Raw genomic sequence first — 23,153 nt, 5'->3', positions numbered from 1 at the left:
AGCCCGCAGTCAGATGCGGGCTTTTTTATGTGCCTTGTTCTGCGGCGCGCTGCCGGAGTTCAGGGGAGCAAAGCCTGCTGCGCCGGGCAACCTGAGGCGACTTCGTTATACTCAAGAGAGCTTCACGAAAAGGGACGATCATGCGTTTTCTGGCGGCGTTTTTTCTGGTGTTGGTCACTGCGTGCACCTCTTTGCCCGAGCCGGTTCCGGATTCAGTACCGGCCCAGAAACAGATCTATACGCATTCGCAGAGCCACTGTCTTGATTTGCTCACCGGATTTAAGCGAACGGTTCAGGCGCAGGGGGTACAAGATGCGCAGCTGGTGTGGGATCCGAGGTTTCCGCATCTTGCTTTTGACCGGTTCAGCCTGTCAATGCTGACCGGGCTGACCTCTCGCGCCAGTCAGCAGCAGTGGCTGGCTTACGTTGCACATCAGGCCAAGATGCAGCGACAGGCTGAATATCAGAACCTGCCGCAAAAAGCCGGTTATCAGGCACAGGTGCTGGAATCGTGTGCCGCACAGCTGGTCAGATACAGTCAGTATCATCCGATGTTCTGGTCTGTGCTGAGCTCGAATCCGCCGGATTTCCCCTCAGACTACGTCACCTGGCAGCGGGTGCTGGGTCTGTACCCGATCAGCCGGTATGTTGCCAGGCCGTCCATCGACAAACAGAAACGTCATTTAATCAGTCAGTTTATTCAGCCTGCCGATGGCGATGTGATCCGGTATGCGGTCCATGAAAAGCCTCCGCTGAGCCGTACACAAATCCGGCAATGGTTTGAACAGGCAGGCAATCAGTCTGCTCTGAACTGGCCGGTTTTGACGGAGGCGCAACAGCAGCGGCTGCTTCAATACTATGCGCCGGAGGTTCAGGTTGAAACGCGTTCCCGGGATGACTTTCCCGGACAGGTGAAATATGTCACGTCGGGCCAGCCAAGTATCATTACCCGGACACCGTCTGTTTATACTCACGTGAGTTACACCCGCTTTTATGGCCAGACGCTGATGCAGCTCAACTACAGTCTCTGGTTTGCGAACCGGACGGCACGCTCTTCGTTTGATCCTTATGCAGGACCATTTGACGGGGTCTTACTCCGGTTGACGCTCGACCCGGACGGGCAGCCCTATCTGCTGGACAGTATTCACCATTGCGGGTGTTACCACATGGTCTTTGCCCTGGCGCCGCAACTCAAATTTGCCTCACTGGACAATGCGATGGAGTGGCCCGTGACCCTGCGAATTTGGTCAGGCGAGTCTGCCAGACAACCAGCCGGAAAACTGGCCGTCACTTTGAGCCATGGCGAACATATGATTAAAGATGTGCGCTGGTCGAATTCGGATGACCCGACCCGGCCGTTGACCGTTCTGTCGTATCAGCAACTCCGCAGTCTGCCGGCGTCCGGCAACCATCATCAGAGCCTGTTTGATCAGCAGGGGATGCTACCTGAAAGTGTCCGTGCAGAACGTTTTTATCTCTGGCCATTCGGGATTCCGTCTGCGGGGACTCAGCGTCAGTCAGGGCATCATGCGACGGCGTTTATCGGCCAGCGCCATTTCGATGAGCCATTTCTGTTTGAGACGCTGTTTCAAAAACCTTAATACGCTTCCATTCAGCAGGTTACCTCTGTTGTGTTGTCTGCCGTCTCACTTGCCGGAAAAGTTTCGTATCCAGATTTCTATACTCATGACATTGCATCTTTAACAAGGTGTCAGACCATGCCTGTTTTGGTCTGCGCTGATCAATCAGGTATCTGAATCTGTGAGTGCATCATGATGAAAAAAATGCCGATTCTGTTTTTCACCCTCATGCTAGGATTGGGTCTCACATCTGCAGCAGATGCCGGTGATGATTTCTATGCGACGGACGCCCGGGTGTCTGGTTCTGCCGATCGGGCAAAGATCTTCCCGCTGGACAGAAGGACGGTGGCTTTTGAGCAAGTCACGTTTGATCTTGAGATTGGCACCATCGCCGCGAGTGACTGGGGGCAATTCAGAGTGAGGCTGGCACAATTGTCTGATCGCTATGGGAAACCTGTCGGTCCCGGTTACGTGAACGTGTTCTTATATCCGGATTCCGGTTCAAGTGCTGGCACGCCCGTCTGGTCCGTTGATAACTTATTTGTCTCGGGCCCCACCTCCTCAACGGGAAAACAGCACAAGATGAAAGGTGATTTCGAGAGGAATCGTCCTCACGGTTGGGCCGGTCACGATGTCTGGGATAGCAATGATCAAAGTGATATCAGGCACAATCACCGGAAAAATGATCGCTATGTCTCACAAACTCATATCGTGAAACAACAAGCCGTGAATCAACAGGCGGATGCGACGGTCTATTTCGACTTACGTCCGGGCACAGATGGTGCAGGGCAGATCCAGCGCCTCAGAGCGACAGTGCTGTTCTCGCCGCAGCCGTTACCGAATATCACAGATATCGTGCAGTTTGCGGCTCAGTTTCCGCCGCAGATGTACCCGGTTCGTACGACCGTTGTGAACGCAGAAGGTGCCGGGCACGTGGATGGCCGGGTCAATCCGGTGTCATCGTCAATCCCGAATACGCTGTCGCTTGGCAGACCGCCACAACCGGTTTTACCCGCACCGTCAGTCCCGGATGATCTGAGTTTTCCGGTTCAGGTCATTCAGGCGGATCAGCCGAATCTGGATTCAGCGCGCAATCAGTGTATTCCCATCGCCAATGCCAACGCGCTGCAGTATCTGGAAGATCGCTATGACAATCTGCCGCTCGCCTGGCGTGTACCTCAGCTACATATTCGCGGCATCGGTAAAATCGGCACCGCAGGCGATGTGACGATCTGGACGCCTGACCCAGAGAACAGTTTGGTTGCGAACATCGACAGCTATGGTCGCAGGGACAATGTGCATGATCTCGACAGTGGTGACTACACGAGTTTCTGCGGGCTGATCCGCGGCGTGTTTGGCTATCTGACCGATCCGGTTTCCGGCCCGCTGGATGTGGCGCATTTTCGTCATCAGGGCAGCAACTCGATGGTTTTGGGCGATAATGCAGACTGCGACAATGGAACGGTCAGCATGGGGGGATTGACCTCACAGCGAGAAGGCGATTTCCCGACATGGGAGTGGATTTTTAATGAGCTGTCGCAAGGTCGTGCCGTCACGATTCTGTTCAGTTGGTACGACCTGAACGGTGAATGGAAAGGGGGCCATAGTGTCCGGGTCTATGGTGCTGCCCTGATCAATAACAAGCATTACATCATGACACTCGATGATGCTTCGCAGGGGGATAACTTCAGTAATGTGTCCGATCCGCGAACGCAGCAATGGGAAGTGGCTGACACCGGCCAACCGGGCCTGGACGGGGTCCCCGACGGGCGCCTGAACATGGATGGCATGAGCTGGGAGATTGACTTTGCGTTGTCCATTGAAGCAAAACCCACCTTGCTGATTCCCTGAGTATTGTTTTCAGAACGAAAAAAAGCGGGAGGTTTGCTCCCGCTTTTTCGTGTTCACTATCCCTGATGTCCACTGCCCCTGAGCAGAGATCAGCTTGCCGATGTTGCTTCTTCAGTTGCGGCCTGAACGCCGTGCCACTGGAAGTGATGGTTTGGCTTCTTGCTGACCATGCCTTCCTGCATCATCTGGTGGAACACAGCATCGACTTCTTCTGCGGTCAGCTTGAGTGCCCGGATGATGGCGCGTTTCGAGCAACTGACCGCATTGGATGTCAGCGCGTCGACGACACGCTCATAAGGTGACTGCAGGCTGACCGCTTCAGTCTGTTCTTTCTGTTGCTGGTCCTCGTGGGCTGCTTCCAGCGCAAGTGTTGCCAGACTGGCTGAGCTTTCAGTCACGGCGTTTGTCGAACGGGTTTCATCGGATGTTTGATTGTGTACGGCGTCCGATTGCCGCACCGTTGTATCCGAGACATAAATTGCGTGCTTGCGGTTGAAGTTCTGGCGGAAACGCAGCTCTTCACCGATCAGCCCGACAAAGAAAGCAGCAAAGAAATCCAGTAAAACAGACAGGAAAATCACCAGTCCAAGCTGCGCGGATTCAGCGCTGACTCTGAGGGTCTTGGCCAGACCGTCAATCAGACCCAGCACCGATCCCTGGCTGACGACGGGCAGGTTGTCCCTTTCTATGGCCAGCGCCTGCTGCTGTTTGCGGAGTTTACTGTTTTCATGCTGGATCCGGGTGACCCCGGTGGCAATGCGCGCCATCTGGATATATTTCTGCGCAGCCACGTTATTCAGAGCAATCTGTTTTTCGATCGCTTCAATCTGCATGTTGTAAGCATTGATTTTGCTTTGCTGAACGCTGACATGGCTTTGTGCCTGATTGGTCGCACTCTGGATACCGCCCACGGAGCCGCCGATAGAAATCGCGGCCAGCACGGAATAGAAAGCAAAAGCAGAGGCCGCACCGGTGTAGCTCCGTCTGGCGCGTCGCTCGCCAAATTCATACCAGGCAAAGAATTTACCCAGTTCGAAAATGACCGCCAGTCCACCAAAGAGGACCTGCATGACCGGGTTCTCGTCGATAGATAAAAACAGCAAGAGCGAAAAAATGATTGAAGCCAAGATTGAGGCGCCGGTAAAGCTGTACACCGTCCACATGGCAAAACGGCCTTTCGGAAAGCGGATATTGCTTCTCCCGGGAATTGCGTTGTCTGAAACCATAAGTGCGTTTTTCTTTGGCTGGGCTGTGAGCCCGGCACATTCGTTATCGATTGGCGGGCAAGGATACCGGAAAAAAGCAGTCAGACCGTATGAAATTACCGGGAATTCAGGCCTTGAGCCGGAAATTTGCACAGGCCTGTCATAACTGGTGAAAGCTTATCCAGCCGGAGATTGCTGTGCGCCGGACGAACCCGGAGGGGACCCGGTCATTATGATACGATTGTCGATAAAGTGATCACGCTTCGGATTTTCTCATCCACTCTGTCAGAACCCTCATGTGTGGCTAAATTCTGTCGCATATTCGCCGCATTGGATTGATGCCAAGGTTTCTTGTTTGCTTTGGTGTGAAACGATGAGAATGGCTCTGCAAAGCCATCGGTTTGACAAAGGATACAAATAGTGACACTTCCGAAATTCACATATCATCCGGATCCACTGGCAACCGGTGCCGTCGTGAAAAGCATGAAAGTTTGCGACTGCTGTGGTGAGGCGCGTGGATACCTGTACAGTGGCAGTATTTATTCTCAGCGTGATATCGAGTGGCTGTGCCCTTGGTGTATTGCTGACGGTTCGGCTGCCAAGGCATTTAAAGCGTATTACTCTGATGACTTTCCGCTGGACGGCGCGGGCCTGAACCGCGATGTGATCGCCGAGGTCTGCCAGCGCACGCCGGGTTATCAGTCCTGGCAGCAGGAAGTCTGGCTGGATCATTGCGGAGACGCCTGCGAATTTCATGGCTTTGCTGAACCCGAGGAACTGAAAGCGCTCAGCGGACAGGCCCTGCAGGCGTTTTTGAGCCGCCATCTGCTGAAAGCGGAAATCTGGCAGGATATTCTGAGTACGTACGAGAAGGGCGGAAACCCGGCTGTTTACAAATTCAAATGTCGTCACTGCGGCGAAATCCTTTACGGGATGGATTTTCTGTAATACTGCGCGTGTTGCCCGAACGGCGTCCGATGCGTCGTCACTCACTGACTTCTCATTTCTGAGGCCGGATGTTGTGGTTATGTTGCGGAAAGGTTAGATTAAAAACTCTAACCTTATCCTTGAGGAATCAAGATGGACGCAATTCTTCAGCAGTACCCGGTGATCACTGAAATTCCTGTTGCCTGGGGTGAAATGGATGCCCTGAATCATGTGAACAACGTGGTTTATTTCCGTTATTTCGAGACCGCGCGACTGGATTACTTCAAAGAAGCCGCTTTGATGGACGACATGAAAGATACAGGTGTCGGACCTGTACTCGGTGAAACCAGCGCCCGCTACCGCCTGCCGGTCACTTACCCGGATACTCTGCTGGTCGGCTCGAAAGTCACCCGGATCGAAGACGATCGCTTCACCATGGAATACGAGATCTTCAGTAAAAAAATGGGTGCGGTGACCACGCGCGGGACTGCACTGGTGGTGATGTTTGATTTCAAAAACAACACCAAAGCCAGCATTTCTCCAAAGCTCCGCGAAACCATCGAGGCCATTGAGGCCCGCAAAGAACTGCCTGCCAGCGCATAAGCGACGACAGACCAGACAGGAAGACTCATGCTCAGCTCCTATACTCAGGTAAGGAGCTGACTGAGGAATCTTGCATGTTTATCGCGACGGAACACAATATTACGGACGTCGAGCTGTTCTCACAAAAGGCTGGGTCAGCACTGGGACAGCCGCCGGAAGGGCTGCATCTCCGGACGGCATTACTCGATAAAGACAACCACTGCTGCCAGTGTGTCTGGGAAGCCGACTCCATCGAAAGTGTTCAGGGATATCTGGATCCCGAGCTCGGCGCAGCATCCGTGAATGTGTATTATCTGCTCGATCCGGATTCAGCTATCGGGTGAGATAATCGATTGTTTACCTAAACAAAAAAAGCGAGCCGAAGCTCGCTTTTGAGGACGGTAAGCGCATTTATTTTCCGGCGATACTCAGGCCGTTAAAACGAATTTTCGGTGCGAAGAAATCGCGCTCATAATCGTTCTCCAGCTGATTTCCGACCGCATCAATGGCTTTGATCATCTGATAGAAGTTTCCGGCAACGGTGATGCCCCGGACCGGCTGAATGCGTTTGCCGTCGCGGCACAGGAAGCCGCTGGCGCCGAAGGAGAAATCGCCGCTGATCGCATCAGCACCGGAATGAACGCCCTGCAACTCGACCAGTTCCAGATATTCACCTGCGGTGACTTCGGCCTCGGAACTCTGACCTTCAGCAATCACCAGATGACGCGACGCCACACCCAGACCACCTTTCGCAGAACGGGAGGCGTTGGCCGTATTGGCAATGCCGAAATAACTGGCCGTATGGCTGTTATGCAGCAGGCTTTGCAGCTGGCCTTCACCAATTAAAATGGTGTCCTGCGTCGCGAAGCCTTCGCTGTCGAACGCTTTGATGGCAGAACCGCCTTCCATGTAAGCCATATCGCTGACGGTGAGGAGCGGGCTGGCCACCTGCTGATGCAGTGAGTCGCGCCATGGGTTGATGCCTTTCATGGCCGACTGGCCGGACAGGCACATGCCGAACGCGCCGAACAAACTGCTGAGCTCGCTCAGGTTAAAGATGACCGCATACTTGCCGGTTGCAATCGGGCCGCCGTCTAACAGTGCCATCGCGGTTTCAACGCCGTGGCTGATGCAGTACTGCGGGTCCAGCTCGTCAAAACGGCGTCCGGATGACATGCCGCCATGCATGGCCTGTTTGCCGTCCTGATCGATCAGCGCATAGGTATAGCAGTACGTGGAACGCTCTCTGTGCTGACAGAAGCTGCCACGGGTGTTTGCCAGCAGACTCAGGCTGTCGGACTCGCCAAAACCATTGTAGGGCGCACTTTTCGCACCTTTGCCGATCACACCTTGTTCCAGAGACAGTGACAGAGCAATCTTCTGATCAATCTCAGCATCATCCTGCTGATAAATTTCCGGATGAGTGGTCGTCAGACGGCTGTTTTCTGCCTGAATGCCCTGATGTGCGTCGGCTTTGGTGTACTGAGCACTTTGCAGCGCCTGTTCTACCATGAGCTTCAGACTGTCCGGATGCAGCGATTCGGAATAGCTGGTGGCTACTTTGTCGTCTTTGGCGACGCGAACGCCGATCACCTGACCGGACGTGACTTTGTACTCGTCCAGCTCGCCGTTGTTGGCTTTCAGCGACAGGTTATGGCTGCTGCTGGCCAGGACATCCGCTTCTGCACCGGCTGCTGTAGCCAGTTCCAGCACTTGTTCCATGGCGTGTTGCAGGGTTTGTTGATCCGCCATCAGTTACCTCCCACCAGAATGTTGTCTACTTTCAGCGCCGGCTGTCCAACTGTTGTCGGAACCGAGCCACTGACCGAGCCGCACATGCCGGCGGCCAGTTCGAAATCCTGTCCGACCATACTGATCTCTTTCAGGACTTTCGGACCGGTGCTGATCAGGGTGGCTGATTTCAGCGGACGGGTAATTTTGCCGTTTTCGATCAGATAAGTTTCCTGCACCGCAAAATTGAATTCGCCTGTTCCCGGCTGGACTGAACCGCCGCCCATTTTCTTGGCGAAAATACCTTTCTCGACACTGGCAATCATCTCATCCAGGCTGCTGTCGCCCGGTTCAATGAAGGTATTGCGCATCCGGGAAGTCGGCGCGAATTTGTAAGACTCACGACGGCCGGAACCTGTCGGCGCAAAGCCGGTTTTCTTCGCGCCCATCTGATCCACCATGAAGCTGGTGAGCTTCCCGTCTTTGATCAGCTGAGTCCGCTGAGTGGCCATGCCCTCGTCGTCAATGTTGATGGAGCCCCACTCATTTTCCATGGTGCCGTCATCGACCGCACTGACCACAGGACTGGCAATCATTTCACCCATCTGGTCATGGAATACCGAGGCTTTTTTGGCAACAGAAGTCGTTTCCAGCAAGTGGCCGCAGGCTTCGTGGAAAATCACGCCGCCGAAACCGTTGCCGATGATCACGGGCATTTCGCCGGACGGACAGTTCTCTGCCGTCAGCTTGATCATCGCTTGTTTCGCTACTTGCTGGCCCAGGCCAGTCGGGTCAATGCTGGTATTGAATTCCCAGCCGGTCAGCGCGCCCGGTGCTTCGAAACCGGTGGACTGTTCACTGCCGTTTTGTGCCACAGCAGTTGCCGCAATTCGGGTGTAATGGCGGGTATCGCCAATGTGCAGGCCGTTGGAGTTGAAAATTTCAATTTGCTGTTGGCGTTGCAGAATGCGGCCAATGAACTGAGCGATTTTGTCGTTTTCTGCACGGGCTGCTTTGTCGGTGGCGCGCAGGAAAGCAATTTTTGCTTCCAGATTGGCATCCTGAGACAAAGGCTGATGCACCGGATGGCGGTCGGCCAGTCGGGTAAAGTTCAGTGCGGCAGCCTGAGCAATCTGGTCGCGGCTGTCTTTGGCCGCCAGCAGGCTGGTGACCCGCTTGAGTTCCTCTTCTTCGGTACTGTTGGTGTAGCCGTACAGTACTTTATGACCGAAGAACAAACGGATACCGATACCAAAGTCGATACCGCCGTTAATTTTATCGACATCACCGGCATTGAACTCGACAGAGCCCGACTGGTGGTGCTCGACGAACAGTTCGGCGAAATCTGCGCCGAGAAACAGCGCATGGTCGATGACGGCTTTCGCCGTTGATGGGTTTAGCATAATTGCTCCTTGCGTAAATTCAGGTGGCAAGTTGATCCCAAATCATTGATTAACAATAGCAGTAATCAGGCTTTTTTAGCCAAAGAGCATAAGATCTCTTCCAGCTCATCCCAGGGCAGGGTGTCTTTGTCGATGACTTCAATGCGGGACTCAAACCCTTCCAGTGTGAGTTCGTTCACCGAGACTACCTGATTCACGACGTTGAATGCAAAACATCCCCGTTCAGTGTTCACCACGGCTTTGACCCGTTGTGCGTTCAGGTTGGTAAACAGGGTAAAGAGTTGTGAGAAGTCGAACACTAAATCGGTGGCGAAGAACCAGCCGCAGCTGTGGTAGCCCTGTCCGTGGTTTTCTCTGCGCACAAAGGTTTCGCCCGGTGCCAGTTCAAGACCCGGCAGCGGCGCAGCATCGTCACTGCTGTGATCATGGTGATGGCTGTGCGCGGCCTGACGTTGAATGCGGGGCACTTCCAGCAGCGATAAATCCAGCTGTCCCTGCTTCACCTGTGCAAGGGTCTGTTTGGCGGGCTCGCATTCATTCGCGTATTGCTCGAACATCAGCAGATCGTAGTCTGAGCAGGCATCAATTTTGTTGGCGACCAGGACATCGGCCAGCGCAATCTGGTCCTGAAAATTCTGGTTGTCGGTATAGAGACTGTCTGAAAACTGTCTTGGGTCAACCAGCGTAATGGTCGCTTTCAGATCAATATATTTCGCATAACTGTCAGACGTCAGTTTATTGATGATCTCTTTCGGATGGCCCAGTCCGGTTGGCTCCAGCAGCAGGCGGTCCGGATTTTGTGCCAGCAGGGCATTGATGCCGACGGACATCGGCAGTCCGGCCACACAGCACATACAACCGCCCGGTACCTCTTTCACGATCGCACCCTGCTGATCCAGCATTGCGCCGTCTACGCCGACATTGCCAAATTCATTAATCAGAATGGCCCATTTTTCATCCGCTGGCTTGCGTGCCAGGAGAGACAGGATTGCCGTGGTTTTTCCGGCGCCCAGAAAGCCGGTGATGATATTGGTCGGGATAGGTTTGCTGATGGTCATTGTATATCCGTCTTACCGCAGAACTAAGTGACAGCCATCATACTGCATGGCGGGGCGGGAAATGAAGGGGAATCCATGACTTGGATCAAATGCCTCGCCGCTGAAATATGAATTGAACTGAATAACGTGCCAGTGACGCCAGGCTGAAGCTGACCGGTGATGACTGAGTAAACAACGATTTCGAATCACTTTTCTGTTCATCAATACTCGCAGAGTTCAATGATGAATGGGGTATTGTGATTGATTGCGTCAATAAAACCTTTTTATTGCTGCAATAAAAACGTCAAAAAAAATTGTTTAACTGGCGCCGCATTTATATTTGGGTACCAAGATGAAACATATAGTCAAACCTCTTATTTTAGCCGCTGCAACTTCTACAATCTCTTTTTCAGCATTATCGGCAGAAATTAAAAACGTCATCTTAATGATTGGTGACGGTATGGGACCACAGCAAGTCGGCTTGCTGGAAACCTACGCGAAAAATGCGCCCCATTCAGTGTACAAGGGTGAAACCACGGCCTTGTATAAACTCGCTCAGGAAGGGGTCATCGGCGCTTCAATGACGAATCCGGGCGAAGCCATTGTTGTCGATTCGGCTTGTTCAGCAACTATGCTGGCGACCGGGGTGTATACCGCTTCAGAAGTGATTGGTATTGACGCCCAAGGCAACACGGTTGAAACCGTGCTTGAAAAAGCGAAGCGTCTTGGGAAAGCGACCGGTCTGGTTTCAGATACTCGCCTGACGCATGCCACGCCTGCAGCATTCGCGGCTCATCAGCCACACCGTTCTCTTGAAAACGACATTGCTTCCGACATGCTCGCAACCGGCGCGGATGTGATGCTGTCCGGCGGTCTGCGTCACTGGATTCCTCAGTCAGTCAATGACAAAGGTGCGACGTATCAAGCTCTGCAGACACTGACACATGGCGACGTGAAGCTGAAATCCAAGCGTAAAGATGAGCGTAACCTGCTGACGGAAGCAAAAAGCGATGGTTACAGCCTGGCATTTAATAAAGACATGCTGGAAGAAGCGCATGGAAATAAGCTGCTGGGTTTGTTTTCTGATTCAGGCATGAATGATGGGATTGCTTACAGCAATTCTAAAAACGACCCGAAACGGACACAACCAACACTGAAAGAAATGACAGAGAAAGCAATTAATCTGCTTTCTAAAGATAAAGACGGCTTTTTCCTGATGGTTGAAGGCGGCCAGATTGACTGGGCGGGTCACAGTAATGATGCGGGCACCATGCTGCATGAAATGATCAAGTTCGATGAAGCAGTCAATTCTGTGTATCAGTGGGCGAAAGGTCGTGATGATACCTTAATCATTGTCACTGCTGACCATGAAACCGGCTCATTCGGCTTCAGTTATTCTTCACAAGGGTTGCCGCAACCTGAAAAACGTTCAGGGAAAGCTTTCCAGAAGCAAGCTTATGCTCCGAATTTCAACTTTGGTAAGTTCGAAATCCTGGATGGTCTGTACAACCAGAAGATGAGCTATGCGACCATGTTCGCTGAGTTTGACGGGTTGAATCAAGCCCAGCAAACACCGGAAAAACTGGCTGAAATCGTCAATGAAAACAGCGATTTTCCAATCACTGTTGCTCAGGCTGCGGACGTGCTGACGACCAAGCCAAATCCATACCATCACGACAACCACAGTTACCTGTCTGTTGAGGAAGTCCCGGCAATCAATGATTTTGATGCTTACTTCCCGTACAACGATCGCGGAAATTTGCTGGCGCGTGAACAGGCAACAGCGCAAAACACCGTTTGGGGTACAGGGACACACACGCATACGCCTGTGAATGTCTTTGCCTGGGGGCCGATGAAAGAGATTATTCCGGTCTCGAAGATCATGCATCACTCCGAACTGGGTGAGTACATCAAAGGTATGGTGAAGTAAGGATCTGCTGAGGATTCAGACCTCAGGTCAGTTCAGCTGCATACATCACCATCAAAGATTGAAACGGCCCTTTGTCCTCAGGGCCGTTTTTTATTTTGCATCACCAACCCGTCCACCTTTCCTTATTTGTGGTTTCCGCGCTCACAGTACCTATTTATCAGGTTCTCAGTGACTGTGCTTCCTTTATGGCATTTGCGACATATGCTTAATTAAAAGTGTGGCTGACTCAGTGGCTGACGGACGCGAGCGGTGGTCGTCAGGTATTCACAGCTGAAGTGACCGGGGTGGTATATGAAAGTCGGTTTTTTAGAATCTTTGCCTATCTCTCTGATCTTTATCGGCATTGCGCTGTTCATGCTGATTTTCTGCGAAATAGGTTTTCAGTTTGGCTACCACGCCCATATGCGGAAGGACAAGGCTGCCCCCAGTACACTGGGATCAATGGTGGGCGGGTTACTGGGCATGCTGGCTTTTGTGCTTGCCTTTACCTTTTCGATTGCATCTTCTCAGCACGAGCTCAGACGGAATAATGTGCTCGAAGAAGCCAATATTATTGGTACCGCCTATTTAAGAGCCGATTTGCTGGATGAAAAATCTGCCACAGCGGTGAGACGGCTCTTAAGAGAATATGTCGATATTCGCCTCAATGCCGTCCAAGGCAGTGACATCAACCTGGCCTTAGAAAAATCTACTGAAATCCATCGTCTTTTATGGAAAGAGGTCTCTTCCGCTGCCATCGAAAATCCAAGCCCCATGACATCACTGATGGTCCAGGCTACAAATGAAGTGATTGATATGCATGAAAAAAGGGTGACGGCTGCATTGCGGAACCGGATTCCGCTCAGTATCTGGATTGCGTTGGCTGCAATCACCGCCCTTGCCATGATCGCGCTGGGGACTCAGGTTGGTTACACCGGGAACCGGAGGCTGATTGCCGTGATCCCTTTAGTGCTCGCTTTTGCTGTCCTGGTGACGCTGGTTGTTGATCTCAATCGTCCTCAGAAAGGCCTCATTATTGTCAGCCAGCAGTCGATGATTGATCTCCGGAGTAGCATGGGTACGGAATAGCCGGTAGGGAAGAAATAATCGGTGAGGCGTCAAAGCCAGTTTTCGTCATTAATCCGGGGCAATCTCCAATTGCCCCGGGGCTGCTTATCTTTTTAGATCAAGGTGCTTTAGATCAGGGTATTGAGCCGGGCGATTTCAGCCCGCCACTGTTGTTGCAGGTGTGGCTTCTGATGCTTTGGCCGCCGGTTCAGATCCTCTTCCAGCAAGGTTTCCAGTGTGATCAGCCGGTCCAGCAGCTGTTCTTCGTCACTCATTGCTGTGCCGGTTTCAGACGGTTCCGCACCGGTTTCACCCGGTTCAGCATGAACAGCAGGCTGTGATGGCTGAGACGACAGTTGCTGATACACCGCTTCAGGAGACAGATATTCCGTCAGCACGCCATGCTGAATCAGCCAGAACCGGTTACAGCTTTGCTCAATCAGGCTGCGGTCGTGGCTCACCAGTAAGGTTGCACCTTCAAACTGATTCAGGGTCTCAATCAGCGCTTCTTTGCCTTCCATGTCGAGGTGGTTGGTCGGCTCATCCAGAAACAGTAAATGGTATCGGGCTAATGTGAGCCCGACAAACAGCAGGCGAGCCCGTTCACCACCACTGAGTGATGCCACGGTTTGCTGGTGTCTTACATACGCAAAACCGGCACTGATCAGCGCTCGTTTGCACTGTTCTGTACTGAGTGAACCGAAAGACAACAAAGCATCACTGATGGTGTCCTGATCGCGGAGCTGCTGCTGGGTTTGGTCGTAGTAACCTAACCGGCAGCGATCGTGAAAAGTCACCGCTTGTGGTGTGCTTTGTGAGTCTTCCGATGCCTGATAGATGTTGTACAGCTGGTTGAGCAGGGTCGATTTACCACAGCCATTACTGCCAATGACTGCAATGCGGTCACCACTTTTGATGCGCATATCGCCGATTTCAAACAAGCTGACTTGACCCGGTCCGGTTTCGGCTGCTGATTTTACCGCCAGGGGTTTGACCGAAAATGGCGTGATTTCAACCAGGCGGTTTGCCGGCAGTGTTTCCCCCTGAAGGGTGAGTGTCCAGGGCGTGCCTTCACTCAGTTCTGTCTGTTCCTCCTCTAAGCGCTCTTTTCTCGCCAGCATCGTTTTTGCTTTGCGGGCCAGGTCTTCGTTGTCATAAACCTTGCCCCAAGTCGCGAGCCGTTTTGCACTTTTGGCAATCCGGTCGATCTCTTTTTGTTCGCTGAGATGCCGCAGCCTGTCCGCTTCATCTTTTTCTTTCAGGGCGGCCCGGGCCAGCGAACAAGGCAAGGCAAAATGATGCAGCGCCTGATCGCGCATGACCCAGGTGGTGTTGGTGACCGCATCCAGCAAGGTTTGATCGTGGGACACCAGGATGAACGCGCCTCTCCAGGAGGATAAAAATTGCTCCAGCCAGAGTAAGGCAGGTAAATCCAGATGGTTGCTTGGCTCATCCAGCAACAGTAAATCCGGCTGGTGGATGATGGCGCGTGCCAGCAGCAATCGCATCTGCTGGCCGCCGCTGCAGTGGGCGACGGGCATGTGCCATTCCGAAGGACTGAAGCCGAGTTCATCCAGCAGCAGTTCTGCCCGCCAGTACTCATCCTCCGTCAGCATTTCTGACAGCGCGGAGAGCACCGTTGTGGCCTGCAAGGTGTGTGGAATGTGCTGTTCTACATAGCGCATCAGGCAGGAATTGGCTTTTGCAATCTGTCCGTGACTGGCCTCCAGTTGTCCGTCGAGCAGCTTTAACAGCGAGCTTTTGCCGCAGCCGTTATGACCGATCAGACCGATTTTATCGCCGCGGTGAATGGTCAGGCTTAGGTCTTTAAAAAGTGACGCGGAGGAATAGGAAAGAGTCAGGGATTGTGCAGTTAAAAAAGTACTCATTATGTTCTCAAGAATTTTGGGCGCAAAAGGCCGTTGTCAAAGCTGACAATAATTCTTCGAGCATGAGGGAAAAAACTCGGGTTGACGCTACAAGTCGGTCGTAAATATTTCGCTCAAGTCGAGATTATCGCAGCGCGATCTCTGAAACTCTTGAGCGGACATAAATACCAAATAAGCGTGAGTTGATTGAACACCACTGCGACATAAATATCCTCCTTTTGTTTGTGTTGGGGAAAGCGAAAACACTTTCAGTGAATCGGTGGCGCTATCATAAAGCCATATGCAGCCATGTACACAAATAAGCGTGAAAAATTTTGGGAATAGTGGGATTTGTCAAAAAACAGCGGCTTTGAATTTTTTGGGCCTGAGACTCACTTTATTTCAATGTTTTGAATTCGTTCTCAATGGCTCAATGACAGCGATCCATTTTCCTTCAGACGTTTACCGGCCTCATCTCTGTGTTCACTTCCAAAAAAATCTTAAACCGGGACGAAGAAACGCGCGGTGAAATTTTTAGGCTAGACTCTAAGTCATCATGCTCACTCTGTTGCGTATGTTGCTGTTTCCGTATTGCATTCTTTGGTGATCACCAACATTTTGGACAAGGGGTTGGTTCCTATGAGAGTAAAAGCAAAAGTTTTTGTAACTTTTGGATTTGTCGGATTCGTGGTGGCCGCTGTCAGTCTGTTTGCGGTCAGGGCTCTCTCGTCAAGTTCGTCATCGCTCAATTACATTATCGGTGCGGCATGGAATACGGCAGATGGTGCAATGGAGACATCGATTGAAATCGAAGCGCAAATGTTAGCAGTGAAAAACCTCATTTTTGGCGCCGACCTTGCTGCGGTTGAAAAAGATCTGAACAAGGCGATTGAAGGGGCGAATGAAGCTTCCTCCCGGATGATTGAGGCGGGATTACTGGGAGAGCAGCGAGCGCAACAATTTACGCGCCTCAATCGTCAGTATCAGGCGCAACGGAACGAGTTGATTGACGTTTTTCATCAATATAATGCAGCGAAAAAGGCCTATGATCAGGCAACAACACGGCTGGTGGATTTTGGTGAAAAATATGAAGCACTTGGGGATCATGCGGTTGAAGCACTGGAGCAAGAACCCGACAAATTGCTGACCTGGCGTGAGGATGTTCAGACGCGCTGGCATGCCGCTGATGGTGCGATGGAATCTAATATCGGATTGCTCTGGAAACTCTATCAGACACAGCGTCTGCTGGATGGCGAGGATGACCAGATGCAACAGGCAAAGATAGAACAGGCGGCTCAATTCCAGAAAGAAGCGAATGCAGCCATGTTCTCGACGGGACTGTTTGATGTGGCCGTGGGGGGGCGATTGGGGAGAGCGAACCTATACCGATGTTTTTCAGCAGTTAAACAGCCAGCATGAAAAGGCGACCACAGAAGTCATTGAAGCTTACCGGCAATACCGGGCGCGGTTTGCAGAGTACAACACGACCTCTCAAGCGTTTTTGAGTTTTATTTCTGAAATGGAAGCCTATGCCGACAGCATGGTGGAGCAGCAGGCGGTTGAGACTTTGAAAGAGAGTGCTGTCGCAGCTTCTGTATTCAAAGCCGTCATCGTCGGTGCCTTGGGGATGGTCATCATTCTGGGCTGGATTTTATGCAGACAGATTTTGTCTCCGGTTGAGCGTTTAATTGAAAGAATGAACGATATCTCGGACGGCAACGGAGATTTGACACGCCGCGTCGGCATCGCGTCACAGGATGAATTTGGTCAGCTCGGCAATTCCGTTGATAAATTCATTGCCAAAGTTCAGGTACTTGTCGATGAAATCAATCAGTCGATCGAGACGGTGCGCGGGGCTGCGGCCGATCTTTCCCACACGTTTCATCTGACGACGGACTCGGTGAAGGAACAGACCATTGAAGTGAAGGCGATTGCGTCGGCGACAGAAGAAATGGCCAATAACTCCACACAAGTCGCCAGCAGTGCCCGGGATGTGGATCAGTCTGTTGCATCAATCGACAACGATACCCAGAACACCCTCAATAGTGTCCGCGAAGCGTCAGTTGCGGTCAGCGAACTGGTCACGGAAGTCGCCCGGGGAACGGAAACGATCAATGCCCTCAAAAATCATGTCACGAATATCGAACCGATTCTGGATGACATCAACGGCATTGCTGAACAAACAAACTTGCTGGCGCTGAACGCAGCGATTGAAGCGGCCAGAGCCGGTGATCAAGGGCGTGGTTTTGCCGTCGTGGCCGACGAAGTTCGGTCCCTGGCGATCCGGACACAGGACAGCACCAGTATGATTCAGGAAAGTATGCTGAAACTGCGTCAAAGCGCTGATGATTCGGTGCGTGTGATGAATGAAGGGATGACGAAAGGCAGCCAGACAACCAATATTGCAGAACTGGCTGAGGAATCGCTCCACCGCGTTGCACTGGAAATCAACCGGCTCACCGAGATGAACCAGCAAACGGTTTCTGCAATTTCTGAGCAGGAGCGGGTCGCGAATGATGTGGTGTCCAGCGTCTCGAATCTTCAGGAACTGTGTGACAGTACACATCAGAATATTCATCAGAGTGAAAGTACGATCAATGCATTGCTGGCTAAGCAGGAAGAGCTGGCCCTGAAAGTCAGCCGATTTAAAGTGAGCTAGCCGGGCACCGGCAGGGCGTTGATAACCCCCTTTGCTTTTGTGGCTGACAAAGGGGGGAGCGAAACCATGGTCAGGTTCTGAGCTGCGTCAACCCCCGGAATAATTTCTTCAGCGGCTGTGTGATCCAGTAGCGAGAAACAAACAGGCCAATCTGGATCAGGATGTACTGGCGCTTGCAGTAAAGGATACAGGCGTAATCGAACTTCTCGGTCGGTCCTTCATACAGCACATGCGGATAGACGAATTTTTGCCGGGCAGCGACTTTTGGGTTGCGTGCCCCGCTCATGAAATAGCGCTTTTTCATCCGGTAGGCTTCCCAGCAGGCATAGATGAAGACATAGCCTCGCTCAAAATCATTCAGATCGGGCATTACCCAGAGTCCGCCCCCTTCCACGATATTTCCGGTGGCGAGCTGCAGCGGGTGCTCTCCCATCTGAGGCGGCAAATCTGAAAGATAGGTCAGGGGCGTACGGCTGTTCACGGTGAAGCCTGCACACATTTTTCCTTCTGAATCGTAAAAAGCTTTCACGCACGAGCGGTGTCTGAGGTACTCAACCGTATTACTATTGCCGGAAATGGCGTGGTAATGTTCGGCAAACTCAAGCAAATCCTGCTGGGTAGAAAGACGTTTGCACCGGAGGGTCATCCTTGTTGCTCCATGGATAAGTGGGAAGAGATGTTCTGTTGGTAGCGACCGGGCGAGACAATGTCATCCGGATCGAATGCGGTTTTGATGCGCTGACGGAGCTTCAGGGCGTCCTGTTCCAATTCCTGCTCGCCGTCGAATGGCATTTCATCGACTGCACGGCGGTAGCAAGGCCAGCTGTGGGCGCGGTATAACGCACGGAGATCCCGGGCGAGGGCCGTGGCCCGTTCAATTTCATCTTTGTTGCTGGTGTCATAGTAAATACTGATAATCGCCTGACACAGATGAGCGTTGACGGCCGTGAGCGTAACACCAAACTCGAAACCTGCTGCATCGAAGGCTTTCTGAGAGAGTCGCATGCATTGCTCAACTTCAGTGCCAATTAAAGGCAGCGCTGGCGCGACCCAGAAAAATCCGCAGCCGTCTTCCACCGGATTCATTCTGGCCGGGATGTCTTTCCGGTAACGCCAGTAACAGCCTTTCAGCGCCATATCTTTCGGATTACCTTCCAGCATATCCATCATTTCGGTGAAATCGCTGAGGCTGTTTTGAAAGCGATGGTAAATCGCGATACGTCCGAAAACCGGACTGAACTTTTGGGCCATCTGATTCAGCTGCTTGAGCTTTTTCAGGCTGACAATATTAACCTGCGCAATCGGGCTGAGCAGTTTTTTCACCCGTGCTGCTTTGGCTTTGGCAATCGCTGTGGCGCCGGTAATCACAAACGCACCCGACCAGGGCGTCAGCTGATACTGCTGACAGAGTCGCGCGATGTCGGCTTCATTTGCACCTTTGGCGGGATCCCACCGTTCGAAGTTAAAGCGTTCCATCATGGTCAGCATGCGGTAGGTATTTCCCAGATGAGGGAGGCCGTCAATGGTGCCTTCAGACTTGAGGCGGCGCATGATGTCGATGTAATCCGGCAGATGTTCGGGCGATTTCAGACGGACCAGACACCGTAAACTACATTCTGGTTTACGCATCAGCTCAAAGGTCATCTTACTGATGACTGCAATATTATTCTGGGTAAACAGCTCATGGAGGTTCGCCGAAAGCCCCGCCCGCCCGCAGTAACGCGAACTCTGGCTCAGTTGGATCACTTCACCGTCCGCCAGAATCAGTTCGCTGATGGTAAAGTGCTGACTGCGGTTACCCACTGGACCATGACCGAAGCCCCGCTCAAGCACATTGCCCATGATGCTGGTATCCGGCCCGGCACCCGTACAGTCGAGCATCCACGGCGTGTTTTCAAGATAGCGGGCAACCTGACCCTGCGTCACCCCGGGCTCAATTTCAATGACGCCTAGTTCCTCATCAAAACTCAGAATCTGATTCATCGCACTCAAATCAAGCAGCGTACAGCCATCTTGCGGCGGGGTTTTACAGCCATACCCCCAGTTGTTCCCTTTCCCGATGGGGTATACCGGTTGTTTGTTCTGGTAAGCCTGCGCAATGCACTGCTGTAATTCTTGTGCTGACTTCGGCTGTACAACCTGACTGGCAACGCGGGCATGAAAACCAAGACCGCTGAACAGCGTTATCGATGGGCTGATTTCTGCTTCTTCTGCAACAGATGACACGGGCAATTCCTTTTACGGGTGAATAGAGAAACTCCTGAGAGACCGTTCTCAGGACATTTTCTGTTGTCCTCAAGAGGACGCAGATTATTTCAGTCGGATCGATATAAATCAATATTCATATTTGTGTCATGAATGATTTTTGAAAAGTGTTTTTTATCAATAGCTTCTGGAGGGTTTGAGATTGTCTGGAGCGTATGTCGCGCTTTGATTCGGAAGCAATTTCAGCATTTGTGCATGCGCGCCAGGCAGGCTTTGCTGGCCCAACTCATACCCAGAAATGCCTTTTGTTTCTCTGGTGTTGTCCGGTCCGGTTGCCGGTGCTCCCGGCGACGACAACTTAAAAATACGTCCTGAATTTTTAGGTTGTGGGGAATGGCTAAGGTCAAACTTGGAATTGCCCCATAACAAGTTAGCGACTGCTTAAGTTATTAATTTCAATATTATCATTTGGAATATTTTTCTAATTCCTAGTGAGGGCCTATTAAGCCTTTACGATTCATGGGGCAGTTGGACTCTAGCACTTTATATAACCATATAATTTATGCAATCTATTTGATTCCAATAACAATCCCGCTCTTTGGGTTGTGCTAGCATCGTAAATTAGGTTTGGTGTGCTCAAAGGAGGAATACATTGGCTAGACGAGGAAGTGGCTTAAGAACGGCTATAAAAGTTGTTAAGGCGATAGATAGAGCTACCAAGCAAGCTGCTCGCGAGGCTCAACGCAGAGAGAAAGCTCGACAACGTGCTGAAGCTCAAGCACTTAGAGAGCATGAAAAGTCTGAACGTGAAGTTCAGCGAGAGTTAAAGCGACAAGTAAGACAGCAAAAATCCGCGGCAAAGCAAGCGTTTAAAAATGCACTGGCAGGTGCAAGTGACGAGTACCAAGAGCGCTGCGAGGAACGAGCCGCCCTTAGAAAGCAATTCATAGAAGAGGTTTTAAGGTAAACAATGGATAATAATATGCTGATCTTTGCAGGTATCTCTTTAGTAGCTGTTTTGCTTACCTATATATTGACGAAACGAGCAGCGAATAAAAAAGTTGGACAGTATAAGTCTATCGAGGAAGCATTAGCCATAGCTAAGGGAGAGCACGAGGCATTAAAGGAAGCAAATGAGTCACTACAAAAAAATACTGTGATAGCAAAGCAAGAGCTTTCCACAGTTAACGCTGAAACTGCCGAACTACAAGCTTTGAAAGGCCAGGATGATTTACTTAAACTTAGCATTCAAGAGCAACAAGAGTCTCTAGAAACTGCTAAAAACACCCTAAGTGAACTTAATGCCAATATAAAAAATTACGAACTCGAACTGAACGAGTTAATGAGAGATATAGACTTGTATTCACGACTTGATGAATATACTGCTCATGGTCACTTTGAGATGCCACAATATCTATACGAAACATCTGCTCGCTATGCTGAAGAGATCAAAAACATCAGGCAGCAGCAGAAAGATATGATTAAAGACCAGACAGCAATCACCTTCCCAGAAACAACCGTTATTTCTAATGACAAGTCCTTTAATAATAAAATTCTTAATGGGCAAGTTAAGCTGATGCTCACAGCGTTCAATATTGAGTGTGACATGCTTATTGGCAAGGTATCTCCAAGTTCATTTGGTCGAACATTGGAACGAATTGAGAAACTAGCAAACAATTTAGAAAAGTCGGCAGCGACACTCGAGTGTGGCTTTGACATCGACTACATTGAATTAAAATTCGAAGAATGTAAGCTTCAGTATCAATCTTCTCTGAAGAAGCAGGAAGAAATTGCCGAACAGAAGCTTATCAAAGAGCAAATTCGTGAAGAGCATAGAGCGATAAAAGAGTTTGAAAAGGCTATTGCTGAAGCTGAGAAAGAAGAAAAGATGTATCGAAACCTTCTTGATAAAGCTCAGCAAGAGCTTGCTAAAGCGACTGAACAAGAACGTAGTGAAATGGAACAAAGAATAGCCATTCTAGAACAGCAGTTAGCTGAAGCGGAAGCTAAAGAAGAGCGTGCTAAGAGTATGGCTGAACAAACTCGTAAAGGTCATGTGTACGTGATAAGTAACATTGGTTCCTTTGGTGAAGATGTTTACAAAATCGGTTTAACTCGTAGGCTAGAGCCTATGGACAGGGTTAAAGAGCTTGGTGATGCCAGTGTACCATTTCCATTTGATGTACATGCCATGATTTATACTGATGATGCACCTGCACTCGAAACAGCATTGCACCGTGAATTCCACTCTCAACGTGTTAATGCAGTCAATCTTCGCAAAGAATTCTTTAATGTCGATCTAGAAGAAATTAAAGATGCCGTTGAGAAAATAGCGGGAGTAGAGGCTGAGTTCAAAATGACGGCTCTAGCTGAAGATTATTACGAAAGCCTTCGTCTTAGCGATGTAGCATGAATTAGAATGCACTAGTAGATCTAGTGCATTTACTACGTTATATTTTTAACTTGAACTGCACCACTAATGAAACATGGAACTAAGTTACGTTGCTATATCTAAATCAATTCATGAGTTGATAATATTTAACTTTCTGAAAATTATTTCTGTTCAAAATTGGTCTTAAATAATCAAACTATCCAGATATCCCAGGGAAAAATTCATGGATGAATTTTTAGGTTATCGGCGCCGGGAGCGCCTACAACCGGCCCGGACAACATCAAAGAACACAAAAGCATTTCTGGGTACTCTTTGTGCTGACAAAGAGTACCTGGCGCGCAAGCACAAATGCTGAGATTAGCTCAGAGTCAAAGCGCGACATACAAATGAACCATCAAACAGGCAGGCGCGACTTACCAACCACACTTCAAAAGTTGCACTCCTACAATGGATTTCCACCTTCGTAACGGAAGAGGCATGCTGTTTGTTCCAGCAAACCCCCTCCTGATCTCTGATGACCATTCAATGTTCATTTATCGTGTGAAGCGATTTTATTTATATCCATGTTTTAAAGGATATTTTTAATTTTTTATAATCTATTGTTTCGATTATTTATTAATTATTCCTAAAGTTCATATCTTCATGGAATTCTGAGATTAAACTTAAGTGTGGTTTTCCATTCGCCGGTTCTTACTGACTATATTGTTTTTTTAAATATCGCAAAGCTATGCACTTT

The 23,153-nt window shown here is 50.6% G+C and carries 16 protein-coding genes and 1 pseudogene; 10 read left to right on the top strand and 7 right to left on the bottom strand.

Going from position 1 to position 23,153, the window contains the following annotated elements; genetic code table 11:
• Positions 1–140 precede the first annotated feature (140 nt).
• Together L4174_RS20945 and L4174_RS20940 are read left to right on the top strand one after the other, a co-directional pair.
• Positions 141–1,601, top strand: a complete 1,461-nt coding sequence (locus tag L4174_RS20945; protein ID WP_248141944.1) for a hypothetical protein — start codon at positions 141–143, stop codon at positions 1,599–1,601.
• Between the two features lie 171 nt (positions 1,602–1,772).
• Positions 1,773–3,431: a hypothetical protein gene (locus L4174_RS20940; RefSeq protein WP_248141945.1), complete on the top strand. Its 1,659-nt coding sequence runs from the start codon at positions 1,773–1,775 to the stop codon at positions 3,429–3,431.
• An 89-nt stretch (positions 3,432–3,520) separates the two neighbouring features.
• Here L4174_RS20940 and L4174_RS20935 read toward each other — a convergent pair whose 3' ends face one another.
• Positions 3,521–4,594 (bottom strand): Preprotein translocase subunit SecY, encoded by a 1,074-nt coding sequence (locus tag L4174_RS20935; protein WP_248143279.1) that lies wholly within the window; start codon positions 4,592–4,594, stop codon positions 3,521–3,523.
• Positions 4,595–5,056: 462 nt separating this feature from the next.
• On the opposite strand from L4174_RS20935, the gene L4174_RS20930 reads away from it, so the two are divergent.
• The 3 genes from L4174_RS20930 to L4174_RS20920 all read left to right on the top strand — a co-directional run bounded on the left by L4174_RS20930 (position 5,057) and on the right by L4174_RS20920 (position 6,489).
• Positions 5,057–5,584: a CbrC family protein gene (locus L4174_RS20930; protein ID WP_248141946.1), complete on the top strand. Its 528-nt coding sequence runs from the start codon at positions 5,057–5,059 to the stop codon at positions 5,582–5,584.
• Between the two features lie 132 nt (positions 5,585–5,716).
• Positions 5,717–6,166, top strand: a complete 450-nt coding sequence (locus L4174_RS20925; protein ID WP_248141947.1) for a thioesterase family protein — start codon at positions 5,717–5,719, stop codon at positions 6,164–6,166.
• A gap of 74 nt (positions 6,167–6,240) precedes the next feature.
• Positions 6,241–6,489 carry a hypothetical protein gene (locus L4174_RS20920; protein ID WP_248141948.1) on the top strand — a complete coding sequence of 83 codons (249 nt, stop codon included), beginning with the start codon at positions 6,241–6,243 and terminating at the stop codon, positions 6,487–6,489.
• 67 nt (positions 6,490–6,556) lie between these two features.
• Here the strand turns inward: L4174_RS20920 and L4174_RS20915 are convergent, their stop codons facing one another.
• From L4174_RS20915 to L4174_RS20905, 3 genes are all read right to left on the bottom strand, one after another.
• A complete protein-coding gene (locus L4174_RS20915; RefSeq protein WP_248141949.1) occupies positions 6,557–7,897 on the bottom strand; it encodes a TldD/PmbA family protein in 1,341 nt (446 codons plus the stop codon).
• Positions 7,897–9,279 carry a TldD/PmbA family protein gene (locus tag L4174_RS20910; RefSeq protein ID WP_248141950.1) on the bottom strand — a complete coding sequence of 461 codons (1,383 nt, stop codon included), beginning with the start codon at positions 9,277–9,279 and terminating at the stop codon, positions 7,897–7,899. Before L4174_RS20910 ends, L4174_RS20915 begins: the two co-directional genes overlap by 1 nt.
• Positions 9,280–9,344: 65 nt before the next feature.
• Complete coding sequence (locus L4174_RS20905; RefSeq protein WP_248141951.1) at positions 9,345–10,337, bottom strand: GTP-binding protein; 993 nt, start codon at positions 10,335–10,337, stop codon at positions 9,345–9,347.
• A gap of 331 nt (positions 10,338–10,668) precedes the next feature.
• On the opposite strand from L4174_RS20905, the gene L4174_RS20900 reads away from it, so the two are divergent.
• A complete protein-coding gene (locus L4174_RS20900; protein WP_248141952.1) occupies positions 10,669–12,246 on the top strand; it encodes an alkaline phosphatase in 1,578 nt (525 codons plus the stop codon).
• A 291-nt stretch (positions 12,247–12,537) separates the two neighbouring features.
• Entirely contained in the window at positions 12,538–13,314 is a 777-nt protein-coding gene (locus L4174_RS20895) for a hypothetical protein (protein ID WP_248141953.1), read from the top strand.
• A gap of 107 nt (positions 13,315–13,421) precedes the next feature.
• Here the strand turns inward: L4174_RS20895 and L4174_RS20890 are convergent, their stop codons facing one another.
• Entirely contained in the window at positions 13,422–15,182 is a 1,761-nt protein-coding gene (locus L4174_RS20890) for an ABC-F family ATP-binding cassette domain-containing protein (protein WP_248141954.1), read from the bottom strand.
• Positions 15,183–15,800: 618 nt separating this feature from the next.
• On the opposite strand from L4174_RS20890, the pseudogene L4174_RS20885 reads away from it, so the two are divergent.
• Positions 15,801–17,820 (top strand): annotated as a pseudogene (locus L4174_RS20885) (methyl-accepting chemotaxis protein).
• 70 nt (positions 17,821–17,890) lie between these two features.
• On the opposite strand, the gene L4174_RS20880 reads toward L4174_RS20885, so the two are convergent.
• Both L4174_RS20880 and L4174_RS20875 read right to left on the bottom strand, forming a co-directional pair.
• Entirely contained in the window at positions 17,891–18,466 is a 576-nt protein-coding gene (locus L4174_RS20880) for a hypothetical protein (protein ID WP_248141955.1), read from the bottom strand.
• Positions 18,463–20,046 (bottom strand): FAD-binding oxidoreductase, encoded by a 1,584-nt coding sequence (locus tag L4174_RS20875; RefSeq protein ID WP_248141956.1) that lies wholly within the window; start codon positions 20,044–20,046, stop codon positions 18,463–18,465. Before L4174_RS20875 ends, L4174_RS20880 begins: the two co-directional genes overlap by 4 nt.
• Positions 20,047–20,677: 631 nt before the next feature.
• Here L4174_RS20875 and L4174_RS20870 point away from each other — a divergent pair.
• Both L4174_RS20870 and L4174_RS20865 read left to right on the top strand, forming a co-directional pair.
• Positions 20,678–20,992 carry a hypothetical protein gene (locus L4174_RS20870; RefSeq protein WP_248141957.1) on the top strand — a complete coding sequence of 105 codons (315 nt, stop codon included), beginning with the start codon at positions 20,678–20,680 and terminating at the stop codon, positions 20,990–20,992.
• 3 nt (positions 20,993–20,995) lie between these two features.
• Positions 20,996–22,438, top strand: coding sequence for a DUF4041 domain-containing protein (locus tag L4174_RS20865; RefSeq protein ID WP_248141958.1), 1,443 nt, complete (start codon positions 20,996–20,998; stop codon positions 22,436–22,438).
• Positions 22,439–23,153: the final 715 nt, after the last annotated feature.

It is taken from the genome of Photobacterium sp. CCB-ST2H9 (assembly GCF_023151555.2).
Taxonomy (GTDB): Bacteria; Pseudomonadota; Gammaproteobacteria; order Enterobacterales; family Vibrionaceae; genus Photobacterium.
This window is presented reverse-complemented; position numbering and strand designations above follow the sequence as displayed.